Genomic DNA, 16,930 nt, shown 5'->3' on the forward strand with positions numbered 1-16,930 from the left:
CTCACTGTGCGCGTGCCACGATGACCGGCGCGCGGACAGATTGAACCACCGCCGAGCTGACCGACCCAAGGAGCATCCCGGCATACCCACCGCGACCGTGACTGCCCACCACGACGAGTTGCGCGGCTTCCGACCGCTCGACGAGCTGTCGCGCCGGCCTGTCGCAAACGACATCGCGTTGAACCATCACGTCTGGGTAGCGCTCCTGCCACCCTGCCAGCCGCTCGGCCAAGACCTCGTCCTCGGAGGCTTCAATCATCGCCCAATCGATATCGGGAAACTCCAATGCAGTGTCGCTCCATGCGTGCAGCGCAATCAGATTCACCTGCCGGCGCGACGCTTCGTCGAACGCGATCGCGGTGGCCAACTCCGAGACCGGCGAGCCGTCGATGCCGACGAGGACGTGACCCGGTGCTGGGGGTGGCGCCGGCGGCGGCACGTCGTCGTGGATGACCGCGACCGGACAGTGGGCGTGGTTCGCCAGGCCGAAACTGACCGAGCCCAGTAAAGGCCCGAATGCCCCTGCGCCACGACAACCCACCACCATGTCGGCGCCTTTCGACATGTCAACGAGCGTGGGAATGATGGCCGAGTAATACGTTTCGGTCTTGATCGGTATGGCGCGCGCTTCCCGCGTCGCGTTCTCGGCGATCCTGACCGCATCGGCGAGGATCTCGCGGCAGTGACGCTGTTGCCATTCGCCGAGCCCGACCGGCGGCGGGGTCTGCGACCAGGCCTGACCGAGGCCGCTGGCGACATGAACCAGGGTGAGCGAGACGTTGCGCAGCGCTGCGTCGCGCGCGGCCCAATCGATGGCAGCCTTCGAAGAGGTCGAGCCATCGACTCCGACCACAATGCCGGGACGGTCGATCGGAGTGGACATGTGGCGACGTTATGGCCATCGGCCTCCAAAAAGCAGGGCCGTTGGTCCCAACGGCGACGTCCGTTTGACCTCAGCAATGAGGGACCCCGGGCCGCCATTGGAAACATGAAACATGGCACAAATGCAGCGGCGGGACCGTTCCTTTGCCCCTACGGCGTCCACCGGCCCCGCTGGTCTGATGAAGAGGTACGACTCGACGAGGAGGCAGCGATGAGGTCACTAACAAGCCTGGTGCAGCGTCGACAGTTGATCACGACCTACCAGCTCACGGACTGCCTCCACCATGGACGCACCGTATGCGTCTCCAGCGACCGGATTGCGTGCACGGTGTCGGCCTGGCTGGCGGAGCTTGGTGTACATAGCCCCTTGGTTGAAGACCTGGCCCGGACCGTGCGTGACGGCGACTGGACTTCCGCGTACGCCATCGCGGACCTTCTCTCCGTCGACGTGGCCGTCGCGGCCTGAATCCGCTGCAACATGGCCGAATTCCTTCGCAACAGCGACGCCTTCGTTTGGTCGATTGAAAGGGACCCCCGCCTCAGGTCGACGATCGTCAGCCTGGTTCTGCTGGATCGGTCACCGGACTGGGGTCTACTCGTCGACCGGTTCGAAGCGCTAAGCCGCGCCGTGCCGATGTTTCGGCAGCGGATCGTGCCGTCCCCGCTTTTCGCGTCGCCGCATTGGGAGGACGACCCCGATTTTGACCTTGCCTTTCACTTGCGCAGGGTGAGTGCTGCGGCGCCGGCCAATCTCGACACAATTCTCGAAATGGCGCGCATTGCCGCGATGGCCGACTTCGATCGGATGCGCCCGCTATGGGAGGTCACTCTCATCGATGGAATGACCGATGGTGGTGCTGCGCTGCTGTGCAAGTTGCACCATGCACTCACGGACGGCATCGGCGCCGTTCAGATCGCGATGACTCTCTACGACAACAGGGAGCAAGCCGAACAGCGACAAATACCGGAGTCGGCCGCGAACACTGTCCTGGCCGGTTGGCGCGACGTGCTCCTGTCCGAGGCGAGCATTGCATCGAATAGCCTCGCGAGTTCATTGCGGGCGACACCTCGGTTCATTCTGAATAGCGTTCGCCGTCCGCTTCGTACACTGTCTGCCGTCGGCTCCACCGCGGCCTCGATTCTGCGGACAGCGCGCCCGATTCGACGTCCGGGATCACCAATCATGTTGGAGCGCAGCAAAATGCGGAAGCTTGGCGTGCATCAAGTGCAGAAAGAGGCGTTGTACCGCGCAGGCAAGGCCGCGGGGGGATCGCTGAACGACGCCTTCATAGCCGGGGTCGCGGGAGGCTTAAGGCGATACCACGACAAGCACGGCGCACATGCTGACGGGCTCGTCGTGACGATGCCGATCAGCATTCGAACCCCGACCGATCCGGTTGGCGGTAACCGGGCGACTTTGATGCGATTCGAAGTACCCGCAGGCATTGCCGATCCCGCACAAAGCATCCGTCTCATTCACGAGCAGACAACAATGCAGCGCAACGAGAAATCGCTGGCCTATACCCAATTCATCGCGGGCGCACTCAACCTCGCACCGCGCTGGTACGTCGGTTCGGCCTTGCGGAACGTCGATTTCGTGGCCAGCGATGTCCCAGGGCTACCGACGCCGGTATACCTGGCTGGAGCGAAAGTGCGAATGCAGTATGCCTTCTCGCCGACCATCGGAGCGGCTTTGAATGTAACGCTGCTGTCCTATGTCGACACCTGCGCGCTCGGGATCAATGCAGACACCGGCGCGATCCCAGACTTCGATGTCTTCTACGACTGCTTGGTCGCGGGCTTCGAGGACGTGCTGCGGTTGGCAACCTGAGTAAGCGTCCCACGCGGCGAGGGGCGTTTGGCAGCCCGTTCGGGACCAATGCCTCCAGTCGCGGCCGCAGACGGGCTCCTAACGTCATCATCGATAGTTCTCAATCGCTGAGGAGGGTCAGGAAATGTCGGATCAGATCTCACATCACGGCATTGTGGTAGGAGTCGACGGCTCTCCGTCGTCACACACCGCTCTTCGATGGGCAGCCCGCGAGGCGGCAATACGCCACGTCCCACTTGCAGTCGTTCATGTCGCGCCCTCCTTGTCAGCCGCGTCGTCGACGTTGATGTGGCCTGCCGGGCGCGTCCCGCAGGAAGTACTCGAGATTCAAGAGAACGACGCCCGCAACGTCGTTGCCGACGCGATGAAAGTCGCCGAGGAAATCTCGCAGGGCGGCGACCGGCCAGAGTTCACTAGCGAACTGTTTTTCGGAGGCCCGGTGCCGACGCTCGTCGATCTATCCAAGGAAGCCGAAATGGTCGTGGTGGGATGCCATGGCCGCACCGGGCGACATCGCCGCTTGCTCGGATCGGTCAGCACTGGCTTGATTCACCACGCTCATGGCCCCGTCGCCGTTGTCCACGACGAGAGCCCGCAGTCGCAACAGCCGTATCGTCCGGTACTCGTGGGCATTGACGGCTCGCGGGCGTCGGAGTTGGCGATCGAAATCGCCTTCGACGAGGCCTCCGCGCGCGGTGCTGATTTGGTGGCGCTACATGTTTGGAACGATGCCGATATGTCCACCGTCTTCGGTATCGATGCTTCGGTTGTGCAAACCGCTGCCGAAAAGGCCCTCGCCGCAAGCCTAGCTGGGTGGCAGGAACGGTATCCCGAGGTCACGGTCCACCGTGTGGTGGAATTCGAACGACCAGTCCGCCATATCCTCGCCCAGTCCGAGCGCGCTCAGCTCGTCGTTCTCGGCAGCCATGGCCGAGGCGGGTTCGCGGGCATGCTGCTCGGTTCGGTTAGCACTGCGGTTGCGCAGGAAGCGCGCATACCGGTGATCATCGCCCGTCGGCATTAGCGACTGGTGGCAGTCAACTCTTCACACGGGTGCCGGCGTTGCCAAGGACGATGTTGGCGATGTCGGCCAGCGACCCGATGACGGCTTCGTTGCCTGTGACCCGCGCAAAGCCGCACGCGGCCTGGACTTTGGGACCCATTGAGCCTGCGGGGAGCTCGAGGCTGACGAGCTCGTCGGGAGTCACCTTGCCCAGCCGGCGCTGATGCGGTGTGCCCCACTCGGTGTAGACAGCGTCGACATCGGTGGCGATGACCAATAGGTCGGCTTCGAGTTGCTCAGCTAACAGGGCGGCGGCGAGGTCCTTGTCGATGACGGCCTCGACGCCGCGCAAGTGGCCGTGTTCGTCGTACATCGTCGGGATGCCGCCCCCGCCGGCGCAGATCACGATTGTGCCGTGGTCCACCAGGCTGCGGATGGGCCCTATCTCGAAGATCCGTTTGGGTTTTGGGCTGGCGACGACTCGTCGGAACTTGTCTCCGTCAGCGGCGATCGCCCAGCCGCTGGTGGCCTTGAGTCGCTCCGCGGTCTCCCCGTCGTAAACCGGGCCGATCGGCTTGGTGGGATGGCCGAACGCTGGGTCGTCACGGTCCACCTCGATCATCGTCAGGACTGTCGCAAGCTGTTGCTCTGGCGGCAGCAGGTTGCCCAGTTCCTGTTCGATGACGTAGCCGATCATCGCCTCTGTCTGGGCGCCGAGCACGTCGAGCGGATAAGGCGCGACATCGTGGTATGCCGCCGCCTGGAGCGCCAGCAGCCCAACTTGTGGGCCGTTTCCGTGAGCGATCACGACCTCGTTTCCGTGCGCCACTTCGGCGATTCGCTCTGCCGCCAACCGAATGTTGGCTCGCTGGTTTTCGGCTGTCATCGGCTGTCCACGCCGCAGTAATGCATTGCCGCCCAGGGCGATCACGATCCGCATGACGGTCAGCCGAGCGCTGCCACGAGGACAGCTTTGATGGTGTGCATGCGGTTCTCCGCCTGATCGAAGGAGATGTTGGCAGGACTCTCGAAGACGTCCTCGGTCACCTCGATGCCGTTTGCAAGATTCGGATACTGTGCCGCGATCGTGGCGCCGACCTTCGTTTCGGAATTGTGGAAGGCCGGCAGGCAGTGCATGAATTTCACTCGGGGATTGCCGGTCATCGCGAGCAATTCGGAATTCACCTGGTAGGGGAGTAACTGCTCGATGCGCTCGCCCCAGGTCTCGATCGGTTCACCCATCGACACCCAGATATCGGTGTAGATGAAGTCGACACCGCTGACCGCCTTGTGCGGATCATCGGTGACCGTGAGGCGCGCGCCCGATGCCGCTGCGAACTCCCGGCACATGGTCACATGGTCATCGCTGGGCCATAGGTCTTGCGGTGCGCCGATCCGGACGTCCATGCCGAGCTTCGCGCCGATCAGCAGTAAGGAGTTCGCCACATTGTTGCGGCCGTCGCCGACGAACGCGAACGTGATGTCCGTCAGCGGCTTTGGGCAATGTTCGGTCATCGTGAGCACATCGGCCAGCATCTGTGTTGGGTGGAATTCATCAGTGAGACCGTTGAACACCGGCACGCCCGCGTATTCGGCGAGCTCCTCGACGACATCTTGGCCGGCGCCGCGGTACTCGATCGCGTCATACATCCGGCCGAGTACCCGAGCGGTGTCCTTCATCGACTCCTTGTGCCCGATCTGTGATGATGCTGGGTCGATGTATGTCACGTGTGCGCCCTCGTCGTGTGCGGCGACTTCGAACGCGCACCGGGTGCGGGTGGACGTTTTTTCGAAGATGAGCGCGATGTTCTTGCCCGCCAGGCTCTGTCGCTGGAGTCCGGAGTATTTTGCACGCTTGAGATCTCGGGATAGGTCGAGCAGGTAAAGCAGGTCGCGATCGCTGTGATGGACCAGGCTGAGCAGACTTCTGTTTCGAACGTTGAGTGCCATCTTGTTTCTGTTCCTCAGGTGTAGAGCGGATCTCGCTGGATCGGGCACGTCATGCAGCGGCCACCACCTCGGCCCCGGCCGAGTTCGCTGGCGGTGATGGTGACGACTTCGACTCCGGCTTTGCGTAATGCCGTGTTGGTCAGGATGTTTCGGTCGTAGCCGATGACAACGCCGGGTTCGAGTGCCACCACATTGTTTCCGTCGTCCCATTGCTCTCGCTGGATGCCGTAGATATCGCCAGCGGTCGCGACAACCCGGAAGTCGACGCCGACAGCTTCGCCGATCGTCGCGACGAGGCCCTTTGGCTCGCGGCGGATATCGAGGCCTGATGGCGCGCTGTCGTCCGGGCGCAGGCTGAACGGCACGATGCCGTCGACGATCGGTGCGTATGCAGTGACAAGGTCGTAGTCGCAGAATGTGAATACGGTGTCCAGATGCATTGCCGCACGGGACTTTGGCAGGCTGGCGATGATCACCCGTTCGGCTGCCCCGGCCGCGAACAAGCTGCGCGCCACCTGGCTGATGGCCTGATGCGACGAGCGTTCGCCCATGCCGATCACCACGGTGCCTTTGCCGATCGGCATCACGTCTCCACCCTCCAGGGTGGCCGCGCCATGGTCATGTGCGACGCCGTCGGCGTCACCGAGCCAGATATCGAACTTCTCGTCGGCGAAAGCGGGATGGAACTTGTAAACGGCTGTCGTGAGCAGCGTTTCCTGCCTGCGGGCGGGCCAGTGCATCGGGTTCAGCGTGACTCCGTGGAAAATCCACGACGAGTTGTCGCGCATGAATTGTGTATTCGGAAGCGGCCGCAGCACGAAACCTGCCGGATCGAGCTCACGAAAGATCGCCAGGAAGCTGCCGCCGACGTCGTCGGGCACATCCTGGTAGGCCACGCCGCCGATCAGCAACTCCGCAAGTCGTTCGGCAGGCAACTCGGCCAACCATGCCCGTATCTCGTGGGTCAGCCCCGATCCGACCAGATCGTCGGTGACCTTGCGGTCCAGCACCCATCGGCGCCCCTCTGGCACGGCCACGACCTCGGTGAGGAGGTCCTGCAGCTCGAGGACTTCCACGCCGTGATCGACCATCTTGGCGACGAAATCGAAATGATCGCGTCGGGCTTGCTGCAGCCAGATGACGTCGTCGAACAGCAGCTCGTTGCAGTTCTCAGGTGTCAGGCGTTGGTGGGCGAGCCCGGGTGCGCACACCATGACTCGCCGCAACCGGCCCGCCTCCGACCAGACTCCGAGTCGGGATGCGTTCTCGCTCATGGTATTCGGATCGCTCACAGCACGGCCAGATTGCCGGTGGCCATCAGCACGACGGCCGCTACCGATGTCAGCGCGACCACGGTGACCACGACGAGTTCGGACTTGCTGAACACCGGCAACCGGTTCTCCCGACGCGCCCAGATGAAGAGGCCGGTGCCCGCGAGGTAGAACAGGGCCGCGATCAGCAGGTACTGCCAGCCTCCGGCGTAGACCAGCCACACCGCGTACCCCAACGCGACGACCCCGATGATCAGATCGCGAGTCCTGCCGCGGCCCGATTCGTACGTCTCACCGCGCACCGCCAACAACACCTGATAAGCCGCCGACCACAGGTAGGGGAGCAGGATGAGAGACGTCGCAAGGTAGACGAGGTTGGTGTAGGTGCTCGAGTTGGCGAGAGTCCACAACAGAAGCGCCTGCACACACAGGTTTGTCAGCCACAGCGCGGTTGCCGGCGCACCGTGCTGGTTTTCTCGGGCAAGCGCTTTCGGCATCACCTGTTCATTGGCGGGCAGGCGCAGGATCTCGACACACAACATCACCCACGCGATCAGCGCGCCGAGCAGAGAGACGACGAGGCCTATCGAGATGAATGCCGCGCCCCAGCTTCCGACCTCGTTCTCGAGCACACCCGCCATGGACGGGTCAGGCACGCCGGCCAGCTTCGCCTGAGCCATCAGGCCATACGACAGCAGGTTGACCAGAAGCAGCAGGGCCAGCACACCCCCGAACCCCAGCACTGTGGCCCGACCGACGTCGCTGCGCCTGCCCGCCCGCTGGGAGTAGATCGAAGCGCCCTCGATACCGATGAAAACCCACACCGTAACCAGCATCATGTTCTTGACCTGACTCATGGTGTCGCCCAGGGGCGCTCCGTCGATCTGCGTTGTCTTTCCCCAGAAGTCGGCGGTGAACAGTCCTGCCTTGAACCCGACGGCCGCGATCGCGATGAAGACGATGATCGGCACGACCTTGGCGATCGTCACGACGACGTTCACGAACGCGGCGGTTTGGATGCCTCGCAGTGTCATCGCGTGCACAACCCACAGCACGATCGAGGCGCCGATGATCGCGGGCACCGTTGCACCGCCCTCGAACTGAGGGAAGAAGTATCCCAACGTCGAAAACAGCAAAACCAAGTAGGCGACGTTGCCCACCCATGCGGACATCCAGTATCCGAACGCCGATGTGAAGCCGATGTAGTTACCGAAACCGGCACGGGCATAGCCGTACACGCCGCCGTCGACCCCAGGCTTACGCGAAGCCAGTGTCTGAAAGACAAAGGCCAGCATCAGCATGCCGACGCCTGTGACCACCCACCCGATCAATAGCGGACCGGGGGCGGCGCTTGCGGCCATCTGTGAGGGCAACGCGAAGATACCGCTGCCGATCATCGATCCGACGACGATGGCCGTCAGCGCCGCCAGCCCCAGACCTGCTTTGGGAACAACAGGGCGAGTGGTGGGGGGCGGTGGGACAAGTGTTTCCGACATCGTTGTCTCCCAGCTCAGTTGATGCGAGACCGCTGGTGCAGCCTGCTGTGTTCGACGCTATGGGGGTGGCCTCGGGCGATGAGGAGTCTTTGGTCCTTGATCATTCGCCGGAAGTCCCGGCCCGAAGCTCCGGTCAGGAGAACTGCAGCACGTCAGCGATCGGACGCCTTCGAGTGTGAACCGGCGACGGGCCGGCGTCGGGGGCACGGCCGACGCGGATCAGCAGCTGCGGTTCAGCGCGCCGACGGGTCAGACGACGCACGATCTCGCGGCTCTCGTGTAGCTCGATCATGTGGGTCAATGTGCACGTCGCAAAACCCGCGGCGGTGCATAACAACAGCACACGCGAGAGCGCTTCGCCGCATCGAAGCGTGTTCTCCCTGCTGTCGTCGTAGGTCGACAGCACAATAATTTTCGAATGATCACGGTCGACTTGGGGTCGCCGGTCGCCGCTGTCGTAGGCAGGGAACTCGCGTGCGATGTCGACGTGCGACGCCTCCGCAGTTGAGGGCAGCGCACTGGATGGAACGCCGCCCTCAGAACTGGAACGCCCTGTCCACCAGAGCAATTCATATCGGTAGGAGGCATCGCCGCGGCGGTGTTCTTCGCTGCGCCGTGACGCGTCGGCAAGGATGGATCTTCCGTCGTCGTCGACGACGTCTAGATGAGTGGCAGTGCCACGAAGGAGTGCGCGCAGTTGCCGTTCCATCTCCTCCCACGGTTCTGGTGCGGCGAATGCCAGCCGATCGGTGCGCCGATGGGCGATCGCTTCGGCCAGAGTGCGTACGTCGTCGTCTATGTAGCCTGACCGGCGGAAGATGGCTGATGCGAGATGATCGTGATTGCGGGGATCGGGATATCTCTCGACGCTGGCAACCCACCCCGCGGCGGCCGCCGCAACCTGCAGATGATCGAGTGCTGCGCCGCAGCTGAGAATCACCTCCCGGCCGGTGCTGTCCGTGTGTACCCCGATCCGCGAGTGATCGGCGAATAAGCGCAGAGCGCCGTTGTCGAATTCCCAACGCCAAGGCTGACTGTTGTGCAGCGACGGTGCTCGGCATGCCAGCTCGATGATGGCGGTTAGTTGTGCGGCGGTGATCGTGTCGGCTGAAGTGGCTGGCTCGGCCATGGTGTCCTCCGTATGGCGTAGCCAAGACGGTCGGCGGCTACCTGCCGAACCTTAATTGCGAGAAGCGCACTCGCGATGAGCCCATTGGTCCCCTCGCAGCGACCATTGGGCCTCAGATCCTGGGACTTTGGCCCCTGCGCGGAGCGTCCTGTGCCGACCACCATCGACATCAGTCGGGCACCGAGCGCCTGTAGGGATCGAGGAGGCGACATGCAAACCTTTACCCTGACGCCGGGGAGTTGGGTGCGGCGCCTGGTCGTTCGCAATGGCCTGGTGCGCACCAGCGACCGCTTCGAAGCCTTCACAATGCTTCTGGCTGTTCTGTTTGCAATTCTCGCCGTCCCCGTTGCGGGGGCAGCGGGTACGGCCGTCTACGACAAGCAGGTCCATGTGTTCGCTGACGAACGGATGGCTCGCCATGAAGTGGCGGGGACAGCGACACATGACAGCTCAGTTACTGCCTTGCCGTTCCAGTTCTCCTATGTGTCAGAGGTGCGTTGGGAATTCGCGGGCCGAATCCATACCGGCGTCGCGAGTACTCGAAACCGAATGAAGGCCGGGGATCAGACCTCGGTGTGGGTCGACGCCGCCGGCGAGCCCACCCGTCCGCCAAGGGGTGACAAAGACGCTGCTGCCGACGCAATGATGGTGGCTCTCGGATTGTGGATAGCCATCGCCGGGGCCACCACTGCGGCCTATGCACTGTTGCGCGCTCATTTGAACCACCTGCGACACGCTGCCTGGGATCGCGCGCTAGCCGATCTGGCCGACAACGACGGTCGGGCCAACCACAACACTTAGCGAATGTAGAAAAGTCAGTTCAGCAAGAAGGAGAGGGCGAATTATTATGGAGTCGAACGGTTTTCACGTAGCGCACAGCATGGCCGACAAAGCAGTGGAGGTGGTGTCGTGGGACCCGGCAGATCATGTTGACCTGCCGGGGTTTGCTCATGGACTGACCCGCTACGGGGGCCATTGGATGGATGTGGGGATCTCCGTTATTCCCGTGGATGTCGATCCGTTGGAGGCACTCGATGCGGTTTTTCTTCGGCTGCGCGAGATAGTCGCCCAAGAGACACCCGACGTCGAGTACTTCACCGTCGATGTGCGCGTCGCATCCCGCACCGCGCCACGACGCCCTGACGTCAGCCCCCGCGCCATCACACCGGTGCAGCGCTGATTACGTCTAAGCCGCGCGTGGTAGATCCGCAGTCGGGACGTGTCATTGGTCGGCGGGTTGACGGTGCTGAGTCAACCTGTCGTGCGGCGTTCATCGGTGTACCTCCAACGGGAGTCGCTCGTCGATTGAGATGACATTCCTCGATCAGGCCGCGTGCGTGAATCCTTCTCCGCCGCTACTCGCGAATCTCGAGGATATCGTTCAGGGGCCGACGTGGAGTCTCGGCGATTGAGCCCGACATTCTCGTTGGTGTCTTGCCGACCCTGACCAGCACCTGTGGCAGGCCGTGCTGACCCGTGAGCTGGCGGACGATCTCCCTGCTTGGAGCAAGTTCGGTCATGTGAGTCAACGTGCACGTCGCCAGGCCCGCGGCCGTGCACTCGAGCAGCAGGCTCGACAATGCTTCGCCGCAACGGAGAACGTCTAGCCTGGCATCCTCATGATGCGTGGACAACACCACGATCTTGGCTCGATCTACGTCTTCACCATTCGCCTGTTCGCCTATCGCTGCTGTGGTCGGGAATTCGCGAGCCACGTCGATGTGCGCCGCCTCGGTGGCTGAGACCAGAGCGCTTTGCGGAATACCTTCATCGCTGACAAAAGACGATGTCCACCAGCTCAACTCGGCGTCATAGGTCGGATCGTTCTTTCGTATCTCTTCGGTGAGCCGGGATGCTTCTGCCATCCGGGGGCGTGCGTCGTCGAGTACCACGTCAAACATCACCTGATACGGGATCATCGCCTGCCGCAGTAGGACCTCGAACCGCATCCAGTCGTCCGGTGGCCCGAACGGCCGGCGATCAGTGCGGCGCCGCCGAATTGCGCCGGCACGAACTATGCCGACGGCGTTGGTATTACTTGTTGCCGGACGAAAGTCCATGGTAGCCAAGTGGAAAGGCTCGTATTGATCGGGATACCGCTCCACGATGGTGTCCCAACCGTCGGCAGCCATGGCGGCTACCAAATGGTCGAGGGCGGCCCCACAGCTCAGGATGATCTCGCGGCCAAGCGGGTCTGCGGCCGACATCAGCCGACCCACATCGGCGAAGAGGTGAAGGGTCGATCCGTCGACAACCCATCGCCATGGCTGGCTGTTGTGCAAGGACGGCGCGCGGCAAGCCAACTCGACCGCATCGCGGATGACCTTGATACCGGGTGTTTGCATCGTCATGGTCGGCTCCACTCATCAATGGATTCGAAGCTAGCGCCCCTTTCCCCGCCGGCAAAGGAGCCATTGGTCCCCAGCCCGGGAGCAATTCGACATATCGATCCCGATGTCATGGCCATCAACGAACGGCTCAGGCGTCGGTGACCTTCAGCCCTGCCATCGTCTTTCGACGCATGGTTGCATTCGAGATCAGCAGCTGAAGGTACACACCCAATGTCGGGAGGCCCAATGTCACTCAGCACTTCTTCACCTGTCGAAACCGACTGGACAGTAACCATTTCAATTCGCGAACGCGAAGGGCAGACACGAGCGACGGCCCGGTTGCAATACGGTGAACAGGAAACGGTGGGCGTCGGGCTGGTCGCGCTGAGTCCGGCCGAGCACGGCTTCGCCGGTGTAGGCAGTCAGCTGGCGGTGGCCCGGGCATTATCGGACCTGGCGCGCCATCTAGCCGCGTAACTCCTAGTCGCTACTCCCTCAGTTCAGAAACGATTGCCTCGGCCACCACGGGGACGGCGTTGGCGACGGCTGCTGTGAGTCCGACGCCGTGGCCCACGTCGTCGACGTCGACCGTGAAGACGACCAACTTGTCGGGGATCTGACCGACTGCCCTGCCCAGGGCGTAGGTCTGGGGAAACCCAAGCGCGTGCGAGCTCACGATCACAGTCTCGGCATCCTCGTCTGGGGTCCAGCGGCGGATCGTGCCTGGCGCGCCGCCGTTGCACATTGCTGCGTCGACTGCGATTGCGAACGGCACGCCGGTCCAGGCATCCAGTATCGAGCCGGGTTCACCGATCGCCATCATGACGCGAACACCCGGCAGCGCTCTCTCCGAGATTGCGGTTGCGACGGCGAGTCCCACTCCGTCGTCACGGCGGAATTCGTTGCCAACGCCGATGATGAGCGCTTCGCCGCTCATTTGCGATCGACGGTCAGGGTCAGGAAATGTGCTGAGCACGAGATGCAGGGATCGTGATTACGGATCGCCTTCTCGCACAAAGACGTCAGCGTCGCGTCGTCGACTGCCAGATTGGCTGCGACCAGTTCAGCCATCTCGTGCTCGATCGCGGCCTGATTCTGCGAAGTTGGCGGAACGATCGTCGCTGACCGGATCAGGTTGTCGTCGCCGATTTCGTACCGATGGTAGAGCAGGCCTCGCGGTGCCTCGCTGACGCCGTGACCGATGCCTGCGCGGGCCGGCACGTCGACGAAGGGCCGCGCGGGGCGCTCGTATTCGGCGATGATGCGCAGTGATTCCTCGATCGCGTAGATGACTTCGACGGCGCGGACGAGAATGCTGCGGAACGGATTCCGGCACTGCGCGCCCAGTCCTGCGGCAGTGGCAGCTTCGCGAGCGATCGGGGACAGCGCAGCTGAGTTCAGTGAATACCTGGCCAATGGACCTGTCAGGTAGCGCTGACCATCCAAGGTCGCGTGCAAGGCAGTTGAATGTTTGACCTGGGTTTCGACGACATGCTCGGTGAAATCAGCAACCTGGAAGGGCTTTCCGGTGCTGCGCTTGATCATGCCGTTCTCGATGGGATACCGATCGCCGGCCGTCAACGACAGCAGCTCATGATCGAATTCGGCGTCCGGGAACTCGAACTGCGCGACCAACTGCAGGACGTCGAGTGCTTCGTCGAGCGAACGGCGCAGCATCTCAGCGAGGGGATCGAGATCGTGCTCGTGGGGCACCGAGTAGAAACCGCCGAGCCGCACGTTGATCGGATGGATTGCCCGGCCGCCGATCTTTTCCATCAACCGGTTGCCGGTCTTCTTGATGGCAAGGCCACGTTCGATCAGATCCGGACGGTCCTTGGCCAGGCTGATGCCATCGGGATATCCAAGGAAATCCGGTGTATGCAATAGAAAGATGTGCAACGCGTGGCTGTGGATCCACTCACCGCAGTACAGCAGTCTGCGCAAGGCCGCTAGTTCCTCGGGAACGGTTACGCCGCAAGCATCTTCGATCGCATTGGACGCACTGATCTGATAGGCCACCGGGCAGATGCCGCAGACCCGTGCGGTGAGGTCCGGCGGCTCAGTGTGAGCCCGACCGCGAAGGAAGGCTTCGAAGAATCGTGGCGGCTCGTAGATGTTGAGCTCGACGCTTTCGACAACGCCGCCACTCAACGTGACATGGAGCGCACCTTCGCCTTCGACGCGTGTCAACGCACCGACCGAGATCGTGCGGGTTTCGGGATTCACGTGTCGTTCCGCTCTGCGGCGAAATTCGCGACGTTGAACGTCGAGAACACCCGCTCGACCCCCTCGGCGGCTATTCCGTCGCGGCGCAACACTGGGATCAATGCCGCGGTGTTGGGCGTTGCGGCTGGACCGAAGCAGCCGTAGCAGCCGCGGTGATACGAGGGGCATAGTGCGCCGCATCCGGCATGTGTGACCGGCCCCAGGCAGGGGATGCCTTCTGCCACAACGACACACGTCACGCCGCGCAGTTTGCATTCGGTACACACGGTCTTGGCCGGTAGCCTGGGTTTGCGGCCAACCAACAGGGCGGCCAGGGTTTCGAGTAATTGCCCCCGGTCGATAGGACAGCCTTGCAATTGATAATCGACTTTCACGTGTGCGGCCGCCGGCGTTGAGGTCGCCAAGGTGTCGATGTACTCGGGCTTGGCGTAAACGACCGACACGAACTCGTCGACGTCGGCGAAGTTGCGGAGAGCCTGGATGCCGCCAGCGGTGGCGCACGCACCGATGGTCACCAAGGTTCTGGATTGCTCACGTATTTCCTTGATTCGGCGTTCGTCGGCAGCGGTGGTGATCGAGCCCTCGACCAGTGACACGTCGTACGGTCCGCCGACGATCGCGCTGGACGCTTCGAGGAATGTCGCGATCTGCACCTGTCCGGCGATGGTAAGCAGTTCGTCCTCGCAGTCGAGCAAGGTCAGCTGACATCCGTCGCACGAGGCGAACTTCCACACGGCCAACGTCGGTGTGCGCATCTACAGCTCCTTGACCGCAAGTAAGGGTTCGGCGGCGTCATAGCCGACGACCGGCCCATCTCGACAGAGCAATAGCGGACCCAACTGACAGTGTCCGCACCAGCCGATCCCGCACTGCATGTTGCGTTCAAGGGAGACGCGGATATCGCTGGCGGCCATTCCCTTTCGCAGCAGCTCGATGGCTCCGTTTTGCATCATCGGCTCGGGACCGCAGAGGAGCGCGGTGGTGTTCGCAGGTCGAAGCGGTAGTCGGCGCAGCGGTTCGGTGACGAAGCCGACCTCCCCGGGCCAACCCTGAACAGGCACGTCGACTGTCATGTGCACCGCGATCGATGTGTCCCGCGCCCACTCGGCCAGCTCCTCGCTGAACAAGAAGTCGTCGCGCGAACGAGCACCTGCGATCAGCGTCACGCTGCCATAGGAGTCGCGGGCGGCGAACGCGCCGAGCACCACTGGCCGAAGCGGCGCCAGCCCGACTCCGCCGGCGACGATCACGAGGTCGCGGCCCACAGCTTCACGTAAGCCCCAGTTCGTGCCGAATGGACCGCGCATCCCGATCACGGTGCCCGGTTCCGCATCGTGCAGCGCGCGGCTCACCGCGCCCACCGACCGGATGGTGTGGGTGATAGTGCTGTCGGAGTCGGACGGAACGCCACTGACGGAGATGGCGACCTCTCCGATCCCGAACGCGTACATCATCATGAACTCGCCGGGCAGCGGTGCCTGCAGGGGATCGCGTAGCGGTTCGAGCTGTAGTGTCGACGAATCTCGGTTCTCCACAATGCGACTGCGGACCCGGTATGGCACAGGTGCCATCGCCGTGCGGGCCGTGCCGGACCAGGTCGCGGTGTCAGTCATCGCGGTGCTCCGCCAGGGTGGCCAGGACGTTCATCTCCTCGGTGATGTCAATCCCGGTGGGACACCAGGCAATACACCGTCCGCATCCCACGCAGCCGGAGCTGCCGAACTGGTCGTGCCAGGTGCCGAGCTTGTGGGTGATCCAGTGTCGATAACGCGACGGGCCCGATTGTCGGACGCTGCCTTCGTGTACGAACGTGAAATCGAACTCGAAGCACGAGGCCCAATTCATCCACCGTTCGGCATGCTCGCCTGTGAGATCGGTGACGTCCTCGACGCTGGTGCAGAAGCAGGTGGGGCAGGCCATGGTGCAGTTGCCGCATGTCAGGCACCGACTGGCGACCTCGTCCCAACGCGGCGACTCACGAGATTCGATCAACAGCTCGCGGAGGTCACCGGCTGGCATTTGCCGGCCCATGTGGTGGGCCGCCTCCGCGACATCGGCTCGAGCAGAATCAATTTCAGCACCGCGGGCCTCGCGATGCGGCAGCGCTGCAAGCACTTGAGTACCGGCGTCGCTGCCGACGTCGACCACGTACCAGCGGCCCTCGTCGTCGATGCGCTCGGTCAGGGCCAGGTCATAACCCGGGCCTACCTCCGGCCCGGTTCCCATGGACGCACAGAAGCACAGGCCCCCGGGCTCGGTGCAGTTGACCGCGACCACGAATATGCGCGCCAGCCGGTCGACGAAGCCCCCGTCGGGATGAGCGCCCTTGCCGAGAACACCGTTGAGCACCGCGATGGCGGCGAGATCGCAGGCACGTACACCCAGAAAGGCATAGCGCGGGGTATCCTCCTGCGCCACGCCGTCCGAGGACCACAAGCGTTGTCGCGGAGGGTGCAGGAACTCCTTCCACGACTGCGGACCGGCCGAGTGGCCGAATGCGGCTTCGTCGTCGCGGCGGAGCAGCCGATAGTGACCGGGGCCGACGTCGACACCCCAGCCCACGGGGAGCTCGGCGGCCGACGTGAGCTCGCCCAGCACGATCGCGTTATCCGACAGCGTGGGACCAATCACCCGGTAGCCACGGTCGATCAGCGTGGATACGAGTTGCTGTAGTCCCGCGGTGTCGATCACCGCACTGCTCATCGGCCCATCGTGCTCCTTTCCAGGGCACGATGCACGGCCCTTCGGTCTCATTGCCCATGCCAAAGGTCCCTACGGCGTCCCAAGTGTCCGATGGTTCTTGATTCGAGGG

Annotated in this window: 18 protein-coding genes; 6 read left to right on the plus strand and 12 right to left on the minus strand. The window is 63.1% G+C overall.

All coding sequences use genetic code 11. The features are described from left to right. Position 1 precedes the first annotated feature (1 nt). Positions 2 to 883: a universal stress protein gene (locus J3E61_RS22715; protein ID WP_210085063.1), complete on the minus strand. Its 882-nt coding sequence runs from the start codon at positions 881 to 883 to the stop codon at positions 2 to 4. A 210-nt stretch (positions 884 to 1,093) separates the two neighbouring features. Here J3E61_RS22715 and J3E61_RS22720 point away from each other — a divergent pair, with 210 nt between their 5' ends. From J3E61_RS22720 to J3E61_RS22730, 3 genes are all read left to right on the plus strand, one after another. Beyond that, positions 1,094 to 1,348, plus strand: coding sequence for a hypothetical protein (locus J3E61_RS22720; protein WP_210085064.1), 255 nt, complete (start codon positions 1,094 to 1,096; stop codon positions 1,346 to 1,348). A 12-nt stretch (positions 1,349 to 1,360) separates the two neighbouring features. After that, positions 1,361 to 2,713 (plus strand): DUF1298 domain-containing protein, encoded by a 1,353-nt coding sequence (locus J3E61_RS22725; protein ID WP_210085065.1) that lies wholly within the window; start codon positions 1,361 to 1,363, stop codon positions 2,711 to 2,713. Positions 2,714 to 2,837: 124 nt separating this feature from the next. Continuing rightward, positions 2,838 to 3,737 carry a universal stress protein gene (locus J3E61_RS22730; RefSeq protein WP_210085066.1) on the plus strand — a complete coding sequence of 300 codons (900 nt, stop codon included), beginning with the start codon at positions 2,838 to 2,840 and terminating at the stop codon, positions 3,735 to 3,737. Between the two features lie 13 nt (positions 3,738 to 3,750). Here the strand turns inward: J3E61_RS22730 and arcC are convergent, their stop codons facing one another. The 5 genes from arcC to J3E61_RS22755 all read right to left on the minus strand — a co-directional run bounded on the left by arcC (position 3,751) and on the right by J3E61_RS22755 (position 9,562). Then, the gene (gene arcC / locus J3E61_RS22735) at positions 3,751 to 4,656 is read right to left on the minus strand and encodes a carbamate kinase (RefSeq protein WP_210085067.1); all 906 of its coding nucleotides are present in this window, start codon (positions 4,654 to 4,656) and stop codon (positions 3,751 to 3,753) included. A gap of 5 nt (positions 4,657 to 4,661) precedes the next feature. Then, the gene (locus J3E61_RS22740) at positions 4,662 to 5,666 is read right to left on the minus strand and encodes an ornithine carbamoyltransferase (protein ID WP_210085068.1); all 1,005 of its coding nucleotides are present in this window, start codon (positions 5,664 to 5,666) and stop codon (positions 4,662 to 4,664) included. A 14-nt stretch (positions 5,667 to 5,680) separates the two neighbouring features. Continuing rightward, on the minus strand, positions 5,681 to 6,940 hold the full coding sequence (locus J3E61_RS22745; protein ID WP_210085069.1) for an arginine deiminase: 1,260 nt from the start codon (positions 6,938 to 6,940) through the stop codon (positions 5,681 to 5,683). Between the two features lie 14 nt (positions 6,941 to 6,954). Next, positions 6,955 to 8,433: an arginine-ornithine antiporter gene (gene arcD / locus J3E61_RS22750; protein ID WP_210085070.1), complete on the minus strand. Its 1,479-nt coding sequence runs from the start codon at positions 8,431 to 8,433 to the stop codon at positions 6,955 to 6,957. Positions 8,434 to 8,566: 133 nt separating this feature from the next. Further along, on the minus strand, positions 8,567 to 9,562 hold the full coding sequence (locus J3E61_RS22755) for an NAD(P)H nitroreductase (RefSeq protein ID WP_210085071.1): 996 nt from the start codon (positions 9,560 to 9,562) through the stop codon (positions 8,567 to 8,569). Positions 9,563 to 9,772: 210 nt separating this feature from the next. Here J3E61_RS22755 and J3E61_RS22760 point away from each other — a divergent pair, with 210 nt between their 5' ends. After that, entirely contained in the window at positions 9,773 to 10,363 is a 591-nt protein-coding gene (locus J3E61_RS22760) for a hypothetical protein (RefSeq protein ID WP_210085072.1), read from the plus strand. Between the two features lie 79 nt (positions 10,364 to 10,442). Further along, positions 10,443 to 10,742 carry a hypothetical protein gene (locus J3E61_RS22765; protein WP_210085073.1) on the plus strand — a complete coding sequence of 100 codons (300 nt, stop codon included), beginning with the start codon at positions 10,443 to 10,445 and terminating at the stop codon, positions 10,740 to 10,742. Between the two features lie 175 nt (positions 10,743 to 10,917). On the opposite strand, the gene J3E61_RS22770 is transcribed toward J3E61_RS22765, so the two are convergent. Then, entirely contained in the window at positions 10,918 to 11,913 is a 996-nt protein-coding gene (locus J3E61_RS22770; protein ID WP_210085074.1) for an NAD(P)H nitroreductase, read from the minus strand. Between the two features lie 225 nt (positions 11,914 to 12,138). Between J3E61_RS22770 and J3E61_RS22775 the strand changes: the two genes are divergently transcribed. Continuing rightward, on the plus strand, positions 12,139 to 12,369 hold the full coding sequence (locus J3E61_RS22775) for a DUF1876 family protein (RefSeq protein ID WP_210085075.1): 231 nt from the start codon (positions 12,139 to 12,141) through the stop codon (positions 12,367 to 12,369). Positions 12,370 to 12,379: 10 nt separating this feature from the next. Here J3E61_RS22775 and J3E61_RS22780 read toward each other — a convergent pair whose 3' ends face one another. Genes J3E61_RS22780 through J3E61_RS22800 form a run of 5 tightly spaced genes read right to left on the minus strand, consistent with a single transcriptional unit; the run spans position 12,380 to position 16,821 of the window. Continuing rightward, positions 12,380 to 12,829: a hydrogenase maturation protease gene (locus J3E61_RS22780; RefSeq protein WP_210085076.1), complete on the minus strand. Its 450-nt coding sequence runs from the start codon at positions 12,827 to 12,829 to the stop codon at positions 12,380 to 12,382. Continuing rightward, positions 12,826 to 14,118 carry a Ni/Fe hydrogenase subunit alpha gene (locus J3E61_RS22785; protein WP_210085077.1) on the minus strand — a complete coding sequence of 431 codons (1,293 nt, stop codon included), beginning with the start codon at positions 14,116 to 14,118 and terminating at the stop codon, positions 12,826 to 12,828. The genes J3E61_RS22780 and J3E61_RS22785 overlap by 4 nt, the downstream gene beginning before the upstream one ends. Continuing rightward, on the minus strand, positions 14,115 to 14,873 hold the full coding sequence (locus J3E61_RS22790; protein ID WP_210085078.1) for an oxidoreductase: 759 nt from the start codon (positions 14,871 to 14,873) through the stop codon (positions 14,115 to 14,117). The genes J3E61_RS22785 and J3E61_RS22790 overlap by 4 nt, the downstream gene beginning before the upstream one ends. Beyond that, positions 14,874 to 15,731 carry an FAD/NAD(P)-binding protein gene (locus J3E61_RS22795; RefSeq protein WP_210085079.1) on the minus strand — a complete coding sequence of 286 codons (858 nt, stop codon included), beginning with the start codon at positions 15,729 to 15,731 and terminating at the stop codon, positions 14,874 to 14,876. Continuing rightward, positions 15,724 to 16,821 (minus strand): 4Fe-4S dicluster domain-containing protein, encoded by a 1,098-nt coding sequence (locus J3E61_RS22800; protein WP_210085080.1) that lies wholly within the window; start codon positions 16,819 to 16,821, stop codon positions 15,724 to 15,726. Before J3E61_RS22800 ends, J3E61_RS22795 begins: the two co-directional genes overlap by 8 nt. Positions 16,822 to 16,930 lie beyond the last annotated feature (109 nt).

Source organism: Mycobacterium sp. OAE908 (genome assembly GCF_017872775.1).
GTDB lineage: Bacteria > Actinomycetota > Actinomycetes > Mycobacteriales > Mycobacteriaceae > Mycobacterium.